Raw genomic sequence first — 16,140 nt, 5'->3', positions numbered from 1 at the left:
CGGATCACCTCCCCGGCCCACCCCTCGTCACCACAGCCACCAGCCCCGTCACCCCCGTCACCCTCCCCTCGGCACCGCCACAAGTCCGGACCCCGCCCCCACCACCGCGATCGCCCCGTCCCGATCGGTCCGCAGCACCCTCGCCCCACCGCCCCGCAATGTCTCCACCGTCCGGGGCGAGGGATGCCCGTACGGGTTGTCCCGCCCGGTCGACACCAGCGCGAGCCTCGGCCGTACGACCCGTATCAGCCCCGGGTCCTGGTGGGCGGAGCCATGGTGGGCCACCTTGAGCACGTCCACCGGCGCGAGAGCGGGATGGGCCCGCAGCAACGCCCGTTGCGCCGGCGGTTCCAGATCACCGAGCAGCAGCAGGGTCAGCCCTCCGGCGGCCCGGACGAGGAGCGTGACACTGGCGTCGTTCGGTCCGGCGGAGGACTCCCCGGCCCCCGCCGTCGGCCAGAGCACCCGCCAGTCCAGCTCCCCGATCCTCCGCCGTTCCCCGGGCCAGGCACGGATCAGCGGCACCCGCGCGGCCGCCGCCGTCCGCCGCACGAACGCGGCCTGTGCGGGCGGCTCTTCGAGCCCCGTCGTCTGGATCGCCCCCACCGAGCGTCCCCGCAGCACCCCCGGCAACCCGGCCACATGGTCCGCGTGGAAGTGCGTCAACACCAGCAACGGCACCCGCCGCACCCCGAGTTCACGCAGACAGCGATCCACCGGCACGGGGTCGGGCCCGGCGTCCACCACGACGGCCGCGTCCCCGCCCGCCGCGAGGACCGTCGCGTCCCCCTGCCCCACCTCGCACATCGCGAACACCCAGCCCGGCGGCGGCCATCCGGTGACCCACCGGGCCAGCGGCGCCGGCCGCACCACCACCAGGAGCAGCAGGGCGGCGACGAGCACACCGACCGTCCCCCGGTACGGCAGCCGGCGCACCCCGAGCACCACGGCGGCCGTGAGCAGCGCGAGGGCGAGACCGCCCCACCATCCGCCGGGCCAGGACAGTTCCGCCCCCGGCAGCGCGGCGCCCGTGCGGGCCACCCGCGCGATCCACCCGGCGGGCCACCCGGCCACCCACGCCAGGCCCTCCGCGCCCGTGCTCCACACCGGCGCCAGGACGAGCGTGGCGAAGCCGAACACCGTGGCGGGCGCCACCGCGAGCTCGGCGAACAGGTTCGCCGGGATCGCGACCAGACTCACCCGGGCGGCGAAGACCACCACGACGGGAGCGCACACCGCCTGCGCCGCGAGCGACGCGGCCAGCGCCTCCGCGAGCCGGTCGGGCACACCGCGCCGCCGCAGGGCCTCGCTCCACCGCGGAGCGATCGTCAGGAGCGCTCCGGTGGCCAGGACCGAGAGCAGGAACCCGTAACCGCGCGCCAGCCAGGGATCGTAGAGCACCAGCAGGAGGACGGCGGCGGCCAGCGCGGGGATCAGCGATCTCCGGCGTCCGGTGCCGATCGCGATCAGCACGACGAGACCGCAGGCCGCGGCGCGCAGCACGCTCGGATCAGGTCGGCAGACCACCACGAAGGCGAGCGTCAGCGCTCCCCCGGCCAGCGCGGTGACCCGCAGGGACAGGCCGAGCCGGGGTGCGAGCCCGCCCCGCTCCACCTGGTGCGCCCGCCCCGGACGCCCGACGAGCAGCAACAGGACGATCGACAGGTTGCTTCCGCTGACGGCGAGCAAATGGGTGAGATCGGTGGCCTCGAAGGCGGCCCGCAGCTCGGGCCCGATCCGGGAGGTGTCCCCGACGACCAGGCCGGGCAGCAGGGCCCGCGCGTCCGGGTCGAGCCCCTCGGTCGCCCGTCGCAGTCCGGCGCGCAGCTCCCCGGCCGCCCGTTGCGGCGTGCTCGGTGCGCCGATCACACGGGGCGGTCCGGCCCCGTCGACCTTGAGCACCGCCGCGAAGGGGTCTCCGGAACGCGAGGGCGGCGCGAGGCGGGCGCCGACCCGCAGCCGGGTGGAGGGCAGGAGCCGCAGCCATTCCTTCCTCCCCTCGCCCGGCGGCACGATCAGCAGCACCGGCGCCCTGGTCCGGTGAACCGTGCCGTCCGACCGCTCGGCCCGGGTCACCTCGCCGTCCAGGACGACGGAGACCGGCGCCGTCGCGCTCCCCCGCACCCGGGGCCGGGTGAGTTCCGGATCGGAGGTCACCGTCACCTCCAGCTGCGCCCGCGCGTACTCCCGCGCCAGAGCCGGTACGGGTCCGCGCCGCAGGTCCGCCGCGTGCAGCCCCGCCGAGGTGGCCCCGGCCGCGGCACACAGCAGGACCCCGGCCCACGCGGTCGCCCGCAACCGCCACCCGGGCGTGGCCCCCCGCTCCCCGCCGCCAGTGCCGCCAGTGCCGCCGAACCACCGGCGCGGGAGCGGGGTCATCAGGACGCAGGCTCCCGCCAGACAGACCGTGACACCCGCCACCGTCCACCACCCGGCGACGCCCACCGCGCAGGCCGCCGCAGCCCAGGCCGCCACCGCGAGCGGCACGAGCCGGAGATCGGCGGGCGCCTCCTTCCAGGAGGACTCGCCCGAGAGTTCACCCGAGGGCGCGGGCGAGGACTCACAGAGCTCGCGCTCCCCCGCCGTCGCCTCGACGCGGCTCACGGCCGGACCAGGGGTTCGAGGTCGGCGAACCGCCGCTCACCGATGCCGTTGACCTCCCGCAGCTCCCCGACCGACCGGAAGCCGCCGTGCTCCGCACGGTGGTCGACGATGTGCCGGGCAAGGACCGGGCCGACGCCCGGGAGGGTGTCGAGCTGCTCCACCGTGGCCGTGTTGAGGCTCAACGGCACCGCCGGCCCACCACCACCCGCCCCGCTTCCTGGAGCGGGCCCGGAGCCGGTGCCGCCGAGGGCGCCGCCGACGGGCGTCCCCGGCAGGCCGACGAGAACCTGCTCGCCGTCGAACAGCACGCGTGCCCGGTTGAGTCCGGTGAGGTCGGCGTCGGGTTTCGCCCCGCCCGCGGCTCGCAGGGCGTCCGCCACCCGTGAGCCCGCGGGCAGGGTCAGCACCCCGGGCCTGCGCACCTTGCCGCCGACGTCGACGATCACCCGCGCCCCGACGGCCGCCGGCGCCGGCTCGGAACCCGGCCGCGCCCCCGGCCCCGGCCCGGCGCGTGGGGCGGGTGCCGCCGCGGCGGGGGCGGCGCGGACGAGCTCGGGAGCACGCACCGGCTCCGGCCGCCCCGTCCAGAAGTACCCGCCCGCGAGACCCGCCGCCACGATCAGGACCACCGTCAGCGCGGCCAGCGCCCTCGGTTCGAGCCCGCACCGCGTCTGCACCCACACCGGGGTCCGCTCCCGCAGCGCCTCCCTCAGCCGCTCCCACGAACCGGGCGGTGACCCACGCTCCAGCGCCTCGGGCGCACTCACCACCCCCGGGGGCTCGACCTCGCCGACCGCCTCCACCGGCGACGCCGCCGCCGGGAACAGCGCGTCCCCCCGCCGCCGTACGACGGCCTCGGGAACGGTGGCGGGCCGCCTGACCCGGGTCCGCCTCCCGGCGCGCCCCGGAGGCGTGCCATGCCCTCCGGAGCGGCTGCGCCCGTCGGACCCGGGCGCCCTGCCGGGACCGCTGGTGGGAGAACCCGCCGAGCCGAGGACGCCGGGGGTGGTCGATGCCATGCGTGTACGAGGAGTCATGCACGTGACGGTAGGAACCACCACCGCCCCGTGCTGGGCTCACCCGCGTTCCGTGGATGGAGCCCCCTCTGTGGACAACTCCGTCACCCTCCCGAGGGACAAGGCTCGGGGCAGGTCAGCGCGGCGAGACGACGACCGCGAGCAGCCCGGGGCCCGTGTGGGCGCCGATGACCGCCCCCACCTCGCTGACGTGGAGTTCTCCCATGCCCGGTACCCGCTCCCCGAGCCGGTCCGCGAGGGCGGCCGCGCGCTCGGGCGCGGAGAGGTGGTGGACGGCGATGTCGACGGGGCCGGCGCCGGCGCGTTCCACGGCGATCTCCTCAAGGCGTGCGATGGCCTTGGAGGCCGTCCGCACCTTCTCCCGCAGCTCGATCCGCCCGCCGTCGAGTTCGAGGAGCGGCTTCACCGCGAGGGCGGAGCCGAGCAGCGCCTGCGCCGCCCCGATGCGCCCGCCGCGACGCAGGTGGTCCAGGGTGTCGACGTAGAAGTAGGCGGAGGTCCCCTCGGCGCGCTTCTCGGCCGCCGCGACCGCCTCGTCGAGCGAGCCGCCCGCCTCCGCGACCTGCGCGGACGCCAGGACGCAGAAGCCCAGCGCCATGCCCATCATGCGGGTGTCCACCACCCGTACGGGCACGGGGGCTTCCTTCGCGGCGAGCACGGCCGCGTCGTAGGTTCCGGAGACCTCGGCGGAGAGGTGGAGCGAGACGATGCCGTTCGCACCCGCCTCGGCGGCCTCGCGGTAGGCCTCGGCGAAGATCTCGGGGCTCGGCCGCGAAGTGGTGACGGGCCGCTTCTTCTGCAGGGCCTCGACGAGGGCCTTGGCCGATACCTCGGTGCCCTCCTCAAGGGCGCGGTCGCCGATGACCACGGTCAGCGGGACCGTGGTGATGGCGTGCCGCTCCCTCGTCTGGCGTGGCAGGTAGGCCGTGGAATCGGTGACGATCGCGACATGCCGGGACATGAGCGGGAGGTTACCCCTCGGGGCCGCCGCGCGGCAGTCCGGCCCCCACCCCGGACACGACCGAGCGCCCGCTCCGTCAGGTGGTGGTCTCCGGCCGGGCCGACTTCTCCCAGGGGTAGGCGGTCAGTCGGGGATCGGGCGCCGTGATCGCGGACTGCTCGCCACCGGCCTGCGGACCGGCGTGCCCGGAGGCAGCGCCCGGGCTCTCGTACCCCGATGCGGCCCTCGGCACCGTGTTCCCGGAGGTCGCTCCCGGTGCCGTGCCCTGCGTGGTCTCGGGACCCGTGGTCCAGTGCCGCAGCGCACCCGCCTCGACGTCGATCTGCTCGCTGAGCGTCGACAGGTCGTCCTCGGCGAACTTCAGGGCACGGTCCCGCGCGGCGCGGCGCAGCGCGTCGGCCGAGCTCGTGATCCGCTCGGTCCGCGCGGCGAGTTCGGGAAGCTGCCCGGACACCCACGCCCGGTCGGGCTCCCGCTCAAGGCGCTTGAGGTCCCCGTCCAGTTCGATCCCGTGCGCGCTGAGCCGGTGGAACAGGTCGAGCGACTCCTTCAGGGAGGCGTCCTCTCCCACTCCGGCCTGCAGCGCCTCCTGCGTGGCGCGCATGGAGGTGCGCAGCGACAGCCGGAGCCGGGCGAGCTCGCCCGCGACTCCGGTCTGGCCGAAGCTCTTGGCGCGCAGCGTGGTGTCCTCGACCGTGCGCCGGGCCTGGTCCAGCGTGCGATCGACTCCGCGCTTGGTGGCCTTGACCGCCTTCACGGTGACGAAGACGCCCAACGCCACGAACGACAAGAAGAGCAGCGCCATGATCGTGATGATGGCTTCTTCCATGTGCGCCCCTCCGGCGTCTGTGGGTCACCACGGGTGTGGTCCCTCCACCGTAAACGGAACGGGCAGGCCGCGGGTTCCATCGGAACCCCCAACCTGCCCGTAGGGGAAACCCCTATGCCGTCGGACGACCGTTCTCGGCCGACCACCCTCAGGCGGTCGCACTCGGCCGGTCGCCGTCGGACCGTCCTCGTCAGCCCGCGACGATGTTGACCAGCTTCGGCGCCCGCACGATCACCTTGCGGATCTCCGCGCCGCCCAGCGCCGCGACCACGTGCGCGTCGGCCAGCGCCAGCGTCTCCAGCTCCGCGTCCGTGATCGACGGCGGGACCTCCAGGCGGGCCTTGACCTTGCCCTTGATCTGCACGACGCAGGTCACGGTCTCGTCGACCACGTACGCCGGGTCGGCGACCGGGAAGCCCTGGTGGACGACCGATTCGGTGTGGCCCAGCTTGCGCCACAGCTCCTCGGCGATGTGCGGGGCCAGCGGGGCTGCCAGCAGGACCAGTTGCTCGGCGACCGGCCGGGAGAGCGCGCCGCCGGACTTGGTCAGGTGGTTGTTCAGCTCGGTGATCTTGGCGATGGCGGTGTTGAAGCGCATCGCGACCATGTCCTGGCCGACACCGTCGATCGCCTTGTGCAGGGCGCGCAGCGAGTCCTCGTCGGGCGCGGTGTCGACGACGGTGACCTCACCGGTCGACTCGTCGACGATGTTGCGCCACAGCCGCTGCAGCAGCCGGTACTGGCCGACCACCGCGCGCGTGTCCCAGGGGCGCGACACGTCCAGCGGGCCCATGGCCATCTCGTACAGGCGCAGGGTGTCCGCGCCGTACTCGGAGCAGATCTCGTCGGGCGTCACGGCGTTCTTCAGGGACTTGCCCATCTTGCCCAGGACGCGGCTGACCTTCTCGCCCTGGTACCAGAAGCCGCCGTCCCGCTCCTCGACCTCGGCCGCCGGCACGGCGATCCCGCGCGCGTCCCGGTAGACGAAGGCCTGGATCATGCCCTGGTTGTACAGCTTGTGGAACGGCTCGGCCGAGGAGATGTGGCCCAGGTCGAACAGCACCTTGGACCAGAACCGCGCGTACAGCAGGTGCAGCACGGCGTGCTCGGCGCCGCCGACGTACAGGTCGACGCCGCCGGTCGGCATGCCCTCGCGGGGGCCCATCCAGTACTGCTCGACGGCCGGGTCGACCAGCTTCTCGGAGTTGTGCGGGTCCAGGTAGCGCAGCTCGTACCAGCAGGAACCGGCCCAGTTGGGCATGGTGTTGGTCTCACGGCGGTAGCGGCGCGGACCGGCGCCGTCGCCCAGGTCCAGGGTGACGTGGACCCAGTCCTCGTTGCGGGACAGCGGGGTCTCGGGCTGGGTGTCGGCGTCGTCCGGGTCGAAGGTGCGCGGCGAGTAGTCCTCGACCTCCGGCAGCTCCAGCGGCAGCATCGACTCGGGCAGCGGGTGGGCGACGCCGTCCTCGTCGTAGACGATCGGGAAGGGCTCGCCCCAGTACCGCTGGCGGCTGAACAGCCAGTCACGCAGCCGGAAGTTGACGGTGCCCTCGCCGATGCCGCGGTCGGCCAGCCAGGCGGTGATCCGCTCCTTGGCGTCGGCGACACCCAGGCCGTCGAGCGTCACGTCCTCGTTGGAGGAGTTGACCAGCTCGGCCTCGTACGAGGAGAAGGCCTCGTCCCAGGTCGACGGGTCGGTGCCGCGGTCGTCGCTCGGCTGCACGACGCAGCGCATCGGCAGCTCGAAGGCGCGCGCGAAGGCGAAGTCACGGCTGTCGTGCGCGGGGACGGCCATGATGGCGCCGGTGCCGTAGCCCATCAGGACGTAGTCGGCGATGAAGACCGGGACCTGCTCGCCGCTGACCGGGTTGGTCGCGTACGCGCCGGTGAAGACGCCGGTCTTCTCCTTGGCGTCGGCCTGCCGCTCGACGTCGGACTTGGAGGCGGCCTGCTTGCGGTAGGCGTCGACGGCCTCGGACGGGGTGGCGTGTCCGCCGGTCCACACGGAGTGGGTGCCCTCGGGCCAGGCGGCCGGGACGATCTTCTCGACCAGGTCGTGCTCGGGCGCCAGCACCATGTAGGTGGCGCCGAACAGGGTGTCCTGGCGGGTGGTGAAGACGGTGATCGCACCGGTGTCGCCGACCTGGAAGTCGACGCGGGCGCCCTCGGAGCGACCGATCCAGTTCCGCTGCTGCAGCTTGATGGCCTCGGGCCAGTCCAGCGCGTCCAGGTCGTCGAGCAGGCGGTCCGCGTAGGCGGTGATCCGCATGTTCCACTGGCGCAGCTTGGACTTGAAGACGGGGAAGTTGCCGCGCTCGGAACGGCCGTCGGCGGTGACCTCCTCGTTGGCCAGGACCGTGCCCAGGCCGGGGCACCAGTTGACGGGCGCGTCGGAGGCGTACGCCAGGCGGTACCCGCCCAGGACGTCGGAGCGCTCGGCGGCCGTCAGCTCGCTCCACGCGCGCGCGTGGCCCGGGATCTCACGCGTGCCGTTCTCGAACTGCTCGATCAGCTCGGCGATCGGACGGGCCTTGGCGGCCTCGCCGTCGTACCAGGAGTTGAAGATCTGCAGGAAGATCCACTGGGTCCACTTGTAGTACTCCGGGTCGATCGTGGCGAACGACCGGCGCTTGTCGTGGCCCAGGCCCAGCCGACGCAGCTGGACCTTCATGTTCTCCATGTTGGCCTCGGTGGACACCCGCGGGTGGGTGCCCGTCTGCACGGCGTACTGCTCGGCCGGCAGGCCGAAGGCGTCGAAGCCCAGGGTGTGCAGCACGTTGTGGCCGGTCATGCGCGCGTGGCGGGCGAAGACGTCCGTGGCGATGTAGCCCAGCGGGTGGCCGACGTGCAGGCCCGCACCCGAGGGGTACGGGAACATGTCCATGATGAACTTCTTGGGCCGGGCGGCGACCGCGGGGTCGCCCGCCAGGTCACCGGTGGGGTTCGGAGCCTCGTACGTGCCCTCGGCGTCCCAGAAGTCCTGCCAGCGTGCCTCGATGTCGGCGGCCATGGCCGCCGTGTAGCGATGCGGGGCCGCCGTCTCGGCGGCCGTATTGATCTCGGTCATGGTCCTTGAAGCTCCATCGATCGTCTCTGCCCACTGCCACGGACTGCCGTGAAATGAAAAATCCCCTCGCACAGGAGGGGACGCCGCGCCGACTCCGACAGATGTCTGTCATCCGTCGGGACTGATCAGCGCGGCTCGGTAAGCAGAAGGCGTACGGCACGCATGGCGCCAGGGTACCGCAGGGCCCGAGCGGGCCGCACCGGCGTTCCACGGTGCGGCACACGGCGGGACCGGCCCGAAGGCGCCGTGGGGCCGACCCGGGACGCGGTGGCGCCGGACACGAAGAAGCGGGCCACCCGATCCGGGTGACCCGCTTCTTTTCTGTGGAGCTAAGGAGAATTGAACTCCTGACCTCCTGCATGCCATGCAGGCGCTCTACCAACTGAGCTATAGCCCCTTGCTTGTTTCCGTCTCCGTTTTGGTTTCCCTCGCGGCGACAGACAGAACATTAACCGGCTCCCCGGCAGATCTCCAAATCGATTCTCCTGGCCCCTCTGACCTGCCGGGTAGGGTCGCCGACTGTGTCCGTCTCCGTGCTCTCCAAAACCCGCGCCCGGCCGTGGCCCCTGGCCACCGCCGCGGCGGTCTGTCTGCTCTCGTTCGCGGCCTTCTGGGTGGCGCAACGCCTCGCCCACGTGAACATGCTCGACGTGATGGTCTACCGGGCCGAGGGCGAGACGGTACGGGCGGGCGGTGACCTTTACGCGATGCGCGCCACCTCGGCGAACCTCGGCATGACCTACCCGCCCTTCGCGGCCCTGCTGTTCGTCCCCCTGACTCTCGTCGGCGTGCCGCTGATGCGGACGCTCACGACCGCCGGGAACCTGCTCCTGGTGGTCGCCCTGGTCCAGCTGTCGCTCCAGCTGGTGCGCCCGACACTGTCCCGTAACGACCTGTGGCGCACGACGCTGTGGGTCGCCGCGATCGTGGTCTGGTGCGAGCCGGTGTGGACGACCCTGCGGTACGGCCAGATCAACCTGCTCATAGCGGTGGCGGTCCTCTGGGACCTCACCCGACGCCGGGGCAGCCGCTGGGCCGGCCTGGGGATCGGCCTCGCGACCGCGGTGAAACTCACACCGGGGCTCTTCGTGGTCCTGCTGCTCGTCGCGGGCGTGCTGCTGTGGCGCCGGGACCGCACGTGGAACACCTGGCTGCGCACCGCGACCACGGCGACCGGGGTGTTCCTGGGGACGACGCTGGCCGTGGCGCTCGCGCTGCCGGCGGACTCGAGGAAGTTCTGGACGGAGACGCTGTTCGAGACCGGTCGGGTCGGCTTCGCCGAGGAGACCGCCAACCAGTCGATCCGCGGGGTCCTGGCCCGGCTGATGCACACCGACGACCCGGGCATGTGGTGGGCGGTGACCGCGGCCGTCCTGGGCGGCGCGGCGATGGTGCTGGCGGTCCGGGCCGCGCTGCGCGACGACAGGGCGGTGGCGGTGATCGTCTGCGCGTTCACGGCACTGATGATCAGCCCGATCTCCTGGTCCCACCACTGGGTCTGGTGCGTGCCGCTGCTGATCCTGCTCGCGGACCGCGCCACGCGCCCGTGGCCGGTGACGGCGGCGGTGGCGCTGGCCTTCGCCTCGTTCGCGCTGTGGTGGGTTCCGCACGACCCGGGCCGGCCCGAACTGGACCAGAACGCCGGTCAGATGATGCTGTCCGCGATCTATCCGCTGACGACGACGGCGCTGCTCGTGGGGTACGCGCTGACGCTGCGGCGTCAGGCCGTGGCGAAGGAGTAGAACCGTTTGAGGGTGCAGTGCTCGTCGAGGAGCCGGCCGTAGATCGGCTCCCCCTCGAGTTCGCGGTACGTCTCGATGGGGTCGCCTTTTATGATCAGCGCCCGCGCGCACTCCTCGCACCAGTACTGGAACCCCGGATTGACGGGTTCCATGTCGCGCACGATGGGCGTGCCGCTGCCGCACCAGTCGCACTTCCGCCTGTGTGCACCCATCAGTCAGCTCCAGCTGTGGCCGCAGGCCGTGCACCCATAGGACACCCCGCCGTTGTCGCCGAGCACTTGGGCCACCCTCCCGTCCGGATCCTCGTCCCCCTCCGGCCGTCCGATTCTGCCATGGCCTCGCAAGAGGGTCAGCGTGCTCGGCGCGGCGGCCCGACGGCGGCGCCGACGACCGCGGTGACGGCCAGGGCCAGGGTGGTCGCCCACAGCGCGTCGGCGGAGTCCCGCGCTCCGGGTCCGGCCGCCGCGCCGAGGAAGACGGTGCCGAAGGCGGCGACCCCGATCAGCTGACCGAGCTGGGTGACGGTCGCCAGCAGCCCGCTCGCGTCGGCCGCGTCCTCGGGGCGTACGGAGGCCAGCGCGCCCGTCAGGGCCGGGCTGAAGGCCAGTGAGATGCCCGCCCCGAGCGCGCCCAGCGCCGGGAAGAGGCCCCAGCCGCCCGTGCCGCCGTCCGCGAGCAGTCCGCCGACGGAGAGGGCACCCGCGGCGGCGAGCAGGAACCCGCCCGGGATCAGCGTCCGGCGCAGCCGGGCGGGCCACCGCCGCCAGGTCAGTCCGACGGCGCCGAAGACGACGGCGGCGGGTCCGAAGGTGAGTCCGGCGCGCAGCGCGCTCTGTCCGAGCCCGCCCTGCAGGTGCAGGGTGAGGGTGAACAGGAAGCCGGCGTTGACGCCCATCGCCACGGCGATCCACAGGACGGCCCGTCCCATGCCGGGGAGGCGCAGGACGCGCGGGGCGATGAGCGGTGCGCCGCCGCGCCGGGCGAGCCCCGACTCGTACGTGCCGAAGAGGGCGAGCAGCACCAGGGAGCCGCCGAGCGAGAGCCAGGACCACAGCGGCCAGTCCTGCTCCTGGCCGAGGACCAGCGGGACGGTCAGCAGGGACACCGCGGCCGCGAGGAGGACGAGGCCCGGCAGGTCGAGGGCACGCGCCCGCGTGGGTCCGGCCGGGGTGTCGCGGGGCAGCAACCGGGCGCCGAGCACCAGCAGCGCGACGCCGATCGGGACGTTGACGAGGAAGACGGGCCGCCAGCCGGTACCGAAGAGGTCGGCGCTGACCAGGACGCCGCCGACGACCTGTCCCGCGGCGGCGCCGGTGGCCAGGACGGCGGAGTAGGCGCTGAGGGCCCGGACCCGGTGATCGCCGGTGAAGTTGCGCTGGATGAGGCTGAGCACCTGGGGGATCATCAGGGCGGCGCCCGCGCCCTGGACGAGCCGGAAGGCGATCAACTGGCCTGTGCCGGCCGCGAGTCCGCAGGCCAGTGAGGCGGCGGTGAAGAGGGCGAGGCCGCCGAGGTACATCCGGCGGTGTCCGAACAGGTCGCCGAGACGGGCGCCGGTGATCAGCAACACCGCGTAGGCGATGGTGTATCCGGCGACGACGAGCTGGAGCGCGGCCCCGGACGCGGAGAGTTCGGCCCGGATGGTGGGGGCGGCGACGTTGACGATGAAGACGTCGAGGAGCGCCATGAACTGGGCGGCGAGGACCACGCCGAGCAGGGGTCCGGGGCGATTGTCGGTGCCACCGTCTTTACTGAGTACGGGACGTGTTGTGGTCGAGGTCATGCGTCGAGCGTGACCTCGACCGGATACGGGTAACGAGAGCCCGCTGATACGGGTACTGACACCACCTGGCAGCAGCGGCACGGGGACTCGACCATGGGGGTGTGACGATCGTGGCAGCAATTCCGACACAGCGACGCCGACGGCCGGAACTGGCCGCGTTCCTGCGCAGCCGCCGGGCCAGGGTGACCCCGGAGGACGTGGGGATGCCACCCGGACTCCGCCGCCGTACGCCCGGGCTGCGCCGCGAGGAGGTCGCCCAGCTCTCCGGCGTCGGCGTCACCTGGTACACCTGGCTGGAACAGGGACGTCCGATCAACGCGTCGGCGCAGGTGCTCGACGCGGTCGCCCGCACGCTCCGGCTCGACCGGCCCGAGCGCGAGCACCTGTACCACCTGGCCGAGGTGCCGTACGCGCCGGAGAGGTCGCCCTCGGACGTCGAGGTGGTCAGCCCGGAGATCCAGGGCATCCTCGACGCCCTCGACCCGCACCCGGCGGTGCTCTACAACGCGCGGTACGACGTGCTCGCGACGAACGCCATGTACGAGCGGCTCTTCTTCCAGGACGGACAGGGCCTGGACACCGGCCCGTTCGGCATACGCAACGTGCTGTGGGCGCTCTTCAGCGTGCCCGGACCCACGTGCCCGGTGGTCGACCGGAAGCGGGAGCTGCCGCTGATGGTGGCCCAGCTGAGGGGCGCGTACGGACGCCATGTGGGCGAGCCCGCGTGGGAGGAGTACGTCCGGCTCCTCGCGGAGGCCAGTCCGGAGTTCGCCCGGCTGTGGCGCAGCGGCGATGTCGTCCCTCCGGGGACGCGGGTGAAGGTCTTCCGCCACGAGCTGGTGGGCGAGGTCCGGTTGACCTCGGTCTCGCTCTCCGTGAACGGGATGCCGGAGTGCCGGATCGTGACGTACACGCCGAACGACGAGGAGAGCCGCCGCGGGCTCGCGTCCCTGCGCGAGGTGACGGAACGACGAATCCCGCCCCCTGCTGGGGACGGGATCCGGTGATTGTGGAGCTAAGGAGAATTGAACTCCTGACCTCCTGCATGCCATGCAGGCGCTCTACCAACTGAGCTATAGCCCCTCGTGTTCTTCGCGCTCCGCGCTGCGAACAAGAAGAACTTTAGCCTGTGACCTGCCGGAAAGTGAAATCCGGTGACGGCAGGCAGGTCGGGGGCTCAGTCGTCGTCGCCGAGGACCGGCTCGGGCAGCGTGCCCGCGTTGTGCTCCATCAGACGCCAGCCGCGGGCACCCTCGCCGAGGACCGACCAGCAGCAGTTCGTGAGGCCGCCCAGGCTCTCCCAGTGCTGGGATTCCAGGCCCAGGAGCCGGCCGATGGTGGTGCGGATCGTGCCGCCGTGGCTCACCACGACGAGCGTGCCGTTCTCGGGGAGCTTGTCGGCGTGCTCCAGGACCACCGGGGCGGCCCGGTCGGCCACCTCGGTCTCCAGCTCGCCGCCGCCCCGGCGCACGGGTTCGCCGCGCTTCCACGCGGCGTACTGCTCGCCGTACCGCGCCACGATCTCGTCGTGGGTCAGCCCCTGCCACTCCCCCGCGTACGTCTCGCGCAGCGCGGAGTCGTGGGCGACGGTGTGGCCGGTGAGCACGGCCAGCTCGGCCGCGGTGGCCGCCGCCCGCTTCAGGTCGGAGGCGACGATGGCGTCCGGCTTCAGCGCGGCGAGCAGCCGGGCGGCCCGGCGCGCCTGGGCGACACCGGCCTCCGTCAGCTCGATGTCGGTCGAACCCTGGAAGCGGCGCTCCAGGTTCCAGGAGGTCTGGCCGTGGCGCCAGAGGACGATACGGCGGCCAGTGCCGCCCTTGGTGGTGCTCAGCTCAGCTCACCGTCCACCTCGTCCGGCAGCCCGGCGGCGTGCTCGGAGAGGTCGACACCGGTCAGGGCGGCGTGCTCGGCGCCCTTGCCGCGGGTCTTCGTCGCGTCCTCGGGCAGCGGCAGCTCGGGGCAGTCCTTCCACAGCCGCTCCAGGGCGTAGAAGACCCGCTCCTCGCTGTGCTGGACGTGGACGACGATGTCGACGTAGTCCAGGAGGATCCAGCGGGCGTCGCGGTCGCCCTCGCGGCGGACCGGCTTGGCGCCGAGGTCCTTGTTCAGGCGCTCCTCGATCTCGTCGACGATCGACTTGACCTGACGGTCGTTGGGCGCGGAGGCGAGCAGGAAGGCGTCGGTGATCGACAGCACATCACTGACGTCGTACGCGATGATGTCGTGCGCGAGCCGGTCTGCGGCCGCCTGAGCGGCGGCGTTGACGAGTTCGATGGAGCGATCCGTGGCGGTCACATGCAGGCTTTCGTCGGCGGTCCAGTACCCCTCCAGGGTCTCACGGACCGCCGACGGCCCCGCCAACGTTTTCCGGAGCGCCGTTACCGGCCCCCCGGAACCTTGTAGTCCTGGCCCAGGACCACGGTGACCGCGGTCGTTCCGGAGGGCTTGCCCTTGGTGACCGAGCCGGCCGGCAGACCCAGCGTCTCGGCGACCTCGGCGGCCGTCGCCTTCTGGGCGTCGTCACCGTAGAGGACCTGCGACTTCTCCTGGGTGTCCGCCTTGGTTCCGCCCACGAAGGAGTAGCCGCCGTTGACCAGGACGATCCGGGCGGCCTCGGTCGCGTCCTTGCCGGAGGCGTCCCGCAACGAGACACGGGTCACATCGCCCGCCTGGGGGGCGGTGACCTTGCCGCCCAGGATGTCCTTCACCACACTGTCGCTCGCGCCGTCGGCCAGCGTGCCGTCCTGTGCGACCGGCAGGAGGGCCGTCTTGTGGTCGCCGATCTTGGCGTGCTCGGCGAGTTTGGCCAGGGAGGCCGCGAGGTCCTTCTCGGAGAGCGACGGGTCGAAGATCTGGGAGAGGCTCTCGATGGTCACCGTGGCGGACTCGGGATTGTCCGAGATCTTGCGCAGCACCCCGTGGACGACCTGGCCGAAACGCTGGAGCTGCTTGGTGTCGGCCTCGCCGGGCGCGCGGTAGGTCGCGTAGGCGACGGCGGCCCGGCCGTTCAGACTCTGCTTCTCGCCCTTGCGTACGAGCGGCTCGGCGCCCTTCTTCAGGGCGGGTACGTCCGTGTCGGTGTCCGTCTCGATGCCGCTGACGAGCTCGACGAGGTTCTCCAGGTAGGGCGTGTCCAGGCGCCAGGTGCCGGTGATCGGGGCGCCGAGGAGGTTGCCGATCGCCTCTCGGGTCCCGCTGGAGCCGTCGTCCTCGACCGACTTGCCGAGGGTGGTCGGGGCGCCCTCGGAGTCGGCGACGACGAGGGAGTTGGGGAGCAGGATCGTGGTGCCCTGGTTGGTGGTGGCGTTGTTCACGAGCAGCGCGGTGGAGGTGCCGCCGCCCGTGGTGTCGTGAAGGTGGAGGACGATCGTGTCGCGCTTCTGCGGACCGGTCGCGGTGTTCTGCTTCTTCTCCCCCTCGGACGAACCGGGGAGCATGCCCGCCGTCCAGAGGTAGCCGACGCCGCCGGCGACCGCGAGGACCAGCACGACGACGATCGCGATGACCCGGTTCTTCCCCCGGCGCCTGGCCTCCTCGCGCCGCTCCGAGCGGCTCTCGGTGAACTTCAGCCAGTCGATGACGTCCTCGGAGTCCTCGTCGGGCTCCTCGATGAACGAGAACTGCTCGGTGCGGTACTCGCGGTCGTCGTCGGCGGCGGCCGGGCGGGCGGGGGCGGGCCGCTCGGAGGCCGGGCGCTGCCCGGGGACACCGGCCGGGGCCGCGACGGGCGCGGCCGGCGGGGCCTGTACGGGGGCCTGTGCGGGGGCGGGGGCGGGCTCGGCCTGGGTGGCCCACTGCTGTCCCGTGTCGTAGGACGGGTAGGCGTAGCCCTGCTGTCCGTACGGGTCGTACTGCTGTCCCTGGTGCTGCTGCGGCTGTTGGGGCTGCTGCGGCTGGTGCTGTGGTTCCTGGTACTGCTGCTGGGCGTAGGGGTCGTAGCCGTACGCCTGTTGCGGCTGCTGGGCCTGCTCCTGGCCGCCGTACGGGTCGTAGTGCTGCCCGGTGGCACCCTGGGGCGCCTGTGGCTGCTGGTACACCGGCTGCCCGTACTCGTCGTAGCCGATGATCTGCGGCTGCGGATAGTACGGGTCGTACGGATGCTGCTGGTCGTTCACCG

Annotated in this window: 12 protein-coding genes and 2 tRNA genes; 2 read left to right on the top strand and 12 right to left on the bottom strand. The window is 72.6% G+C overall.

The genetic code is table 11. From position 1 onward, the window contains the following. Window positions 1-57 precede the first annotated feature (57 nt). From ACRRSS_RS05530 to ACRRSS_RS05505, 6 genes are all read right to left on the bottom strand, one after another. Window positions 58-2,604, bottom strand: coding sequence for a ComEC/Rec2 family competence protein (locus ACRRSS_RS05530; RefSeq protein ID WP_435970080.1), 2,547 nt, complete (start codon window positions 2,602-2,604; stop codon window positions 58-60). Next, window positions 2,601-3,641 (bottom strand): helix-hairpin-helix domain-containing protein, encoded by a 1,041-nt coding sequence (locus ACRRSS_RS05525; RefSeq protein WP_435970079.1) that lies wholly within the window; start codon window positions 3,639-3,641, stop codon window positions 2,601-2,603. The genes ACRRSS_RS05530 and ACRRSS_RS05525 overlap by 4 nt, the downstream gene beginning before the upstream one ends. A 115-nt stretch (window positions 3,642-3,756) precedes the next feature. Further along, window positions 3,757-4,602, bottom strand: a complete 846-nt coding sequence (locus tag ACRRSS_RS05520; RefSeq protein ID WP_435970078.1) for a DegV family protein — start codon at window positions 4,600-4,602, stop codon at window positions 3,757-3,759. A 76-nt stretch (window positions 4,603-4,678) separates the two neighbouring features. Next, window positions 4,679-5,431 carry a hypothetical protein gene (locus ACRRSS_RS05515; protein WP_435970077.1) on the bottom strand — a complete coding sequence of 251 codons (753 nt, stop codon included), beginning with the start codon at window positions 5,429-5,431 and terminating at the stop codon, window positions 4,679-4,681. A gap of 190 nt (window positions 5,432-5,621) precedes the next feature. Further along, the gene (gene leuS / locus ACRRSS_RS05510) at window positions 5,622-8,498 is read right to left on the bottom strand and encodes a leucine--tRNA ligase (protein ID WP_435970076.1); all 2,877 of its coding nucleotides are present in this window, start codon (window positions 8,496-8,498) and stop codon (window positions 5,622-5,624) included. Between the two features lie 324 nt (window positions 8,499-8,822). Beyond that, window positions 8,823-8,895: transfer RNA gene (locus ACRRSS_RS05505), tRNA-Ala, on the bottom strand. A 124-nt stretch (window positions 8,896-9,019) separates the two neighbouring features. On the opposite strand from ACRRSS_RS05505, the gene ACRRSS_RS05500 reads away from it, so the two are divergent. Beyond that, window positions 9,020-10,240, top strand: a complete 1,221-nt coding sequence (locus ACRRSS_RS05500) for a glycosyltransferase 87 family protein (protein WP_435970075.1) — start codon at window positions 9,020-9,022, stop codon at window positions 10,238-10,240. On the opposite strand, the gene ACRRSS_RS05495 is transcribed toward ACRRSS_RS05500, so the two are convergent. Continuing rightward, window positions 10,219-10,452 carry a hypothetical protein gene (locus ACRRSS_RS05495; protein ID WP_056559019.1) on the bottom strand — a complete coding sequence of 78 codons (234 nt, stop codon included), beginning with the start codon at window positions 10,450-10,452 and terminating at the stop codon, window positions 10,219-10,221. The two genes, ACRRSS_RS05500 and ACRRSS_RS05495, sit on opposite strands and share 22 nt — an antisense overlap. A gap of 137 nt (window positions 10,453-10,589) precedes the next feature. Further along, window positions 10,590-12,023, bottom strand: coding sequence for an MFS transporter (locus ACRRSS_RS05490; protein WP_435970074.1), 1,434 nt, complete (start codon window positions 12,021-12,023; stop codon window positions 10,590-10,592). Between the two features lie 101 nt (window positions 12,024-12,124). Between ACRRSS_RS05490 and ACRRSS_RS05485 the strand changes: the two genes are divergently transcribed. After that, complete coding sequence (locus ACRRSS_RS05485; RefSeq protein ID WP_435970073.1) at window positions 12,125-13,030, top strand: helix-turn-helix transcriptional regulator; 906 nt, start codon at window positions 12,125-12,127, stop codon at window positions 13,028-13,030. 3 nt (window positions 13,031-13,033) lie between these two features. Here the strand turns inward: ACRRSS_RS05485 and ACRRSS_RS05480 are convergent. The 4 genes from ACRRSS_RS05480 to ACRRSS_RS05465 all read right to left on the bottom strand — a co-directional run bounded on the left by ACRRSS_RS05480 (window position 13,034) and on the right by ACRRSS_RS05465 (window position 16,138). Then, window positions 13,034-13,106 (bottom strand) — tRNA-Ala (locus ACRRSS_RS05480). 94 nt (window positions 13,107-13,200) lie between these two features. Further along, entirely contained in the window at window positions 13,201-13,854 is a 654-nt protein-coding gene (locus tag ACRRSS_RS05475; protein ID WP_435975259.1) for a histidine phosphatase family protein, read from the bottom strand. Continuing rightward, window positions 13,851-14,318 carry a ribosome silencing factor gene (gene rsfS, locus ACRRSS_RS05470; protein WP_351901542.1) on the bottom strand — a complete coding sequence of 156 codons (468 nt, stop codon included), beginning with the start codon at window positions 14,316-14,318 and terminating at the stop codon, window positions 13,851-13,853. Before rsfS ends, ACRRSS_RS05475 begins: the two co-directional genes overlap by 4 nt. 83 nt (window positions 14,319-14,401) lie before the next feature. Next, window positions 14,402-16,138, bottom strand: coding sequence for an LCP family protein (locus ACRRSS_RS05465; RefSeq protein WP_435970072.1), 1,737 nt, complete (start codon window positions 16,136-16,138; stop codon window positions 14,402-14,404). Window positions 16,139-16,140: the final 2 nt, after the last annotated feature.

Origin of the sequence: Streptomyces sp. Qhu_M48 (assembly GCF_051305195.1) — a bacterium.
Taxonomy (GTDB): Bacteria; Actinomycetota; Actinomycetes; order Streptomycetales; family Streptomycetaceae; genus Streptomyces.
The sequence above is the reverse complement of the archived record's forward strand: the minus strand, read 5'-3'. Positions and strand labels throughout refer to the sequence as shown.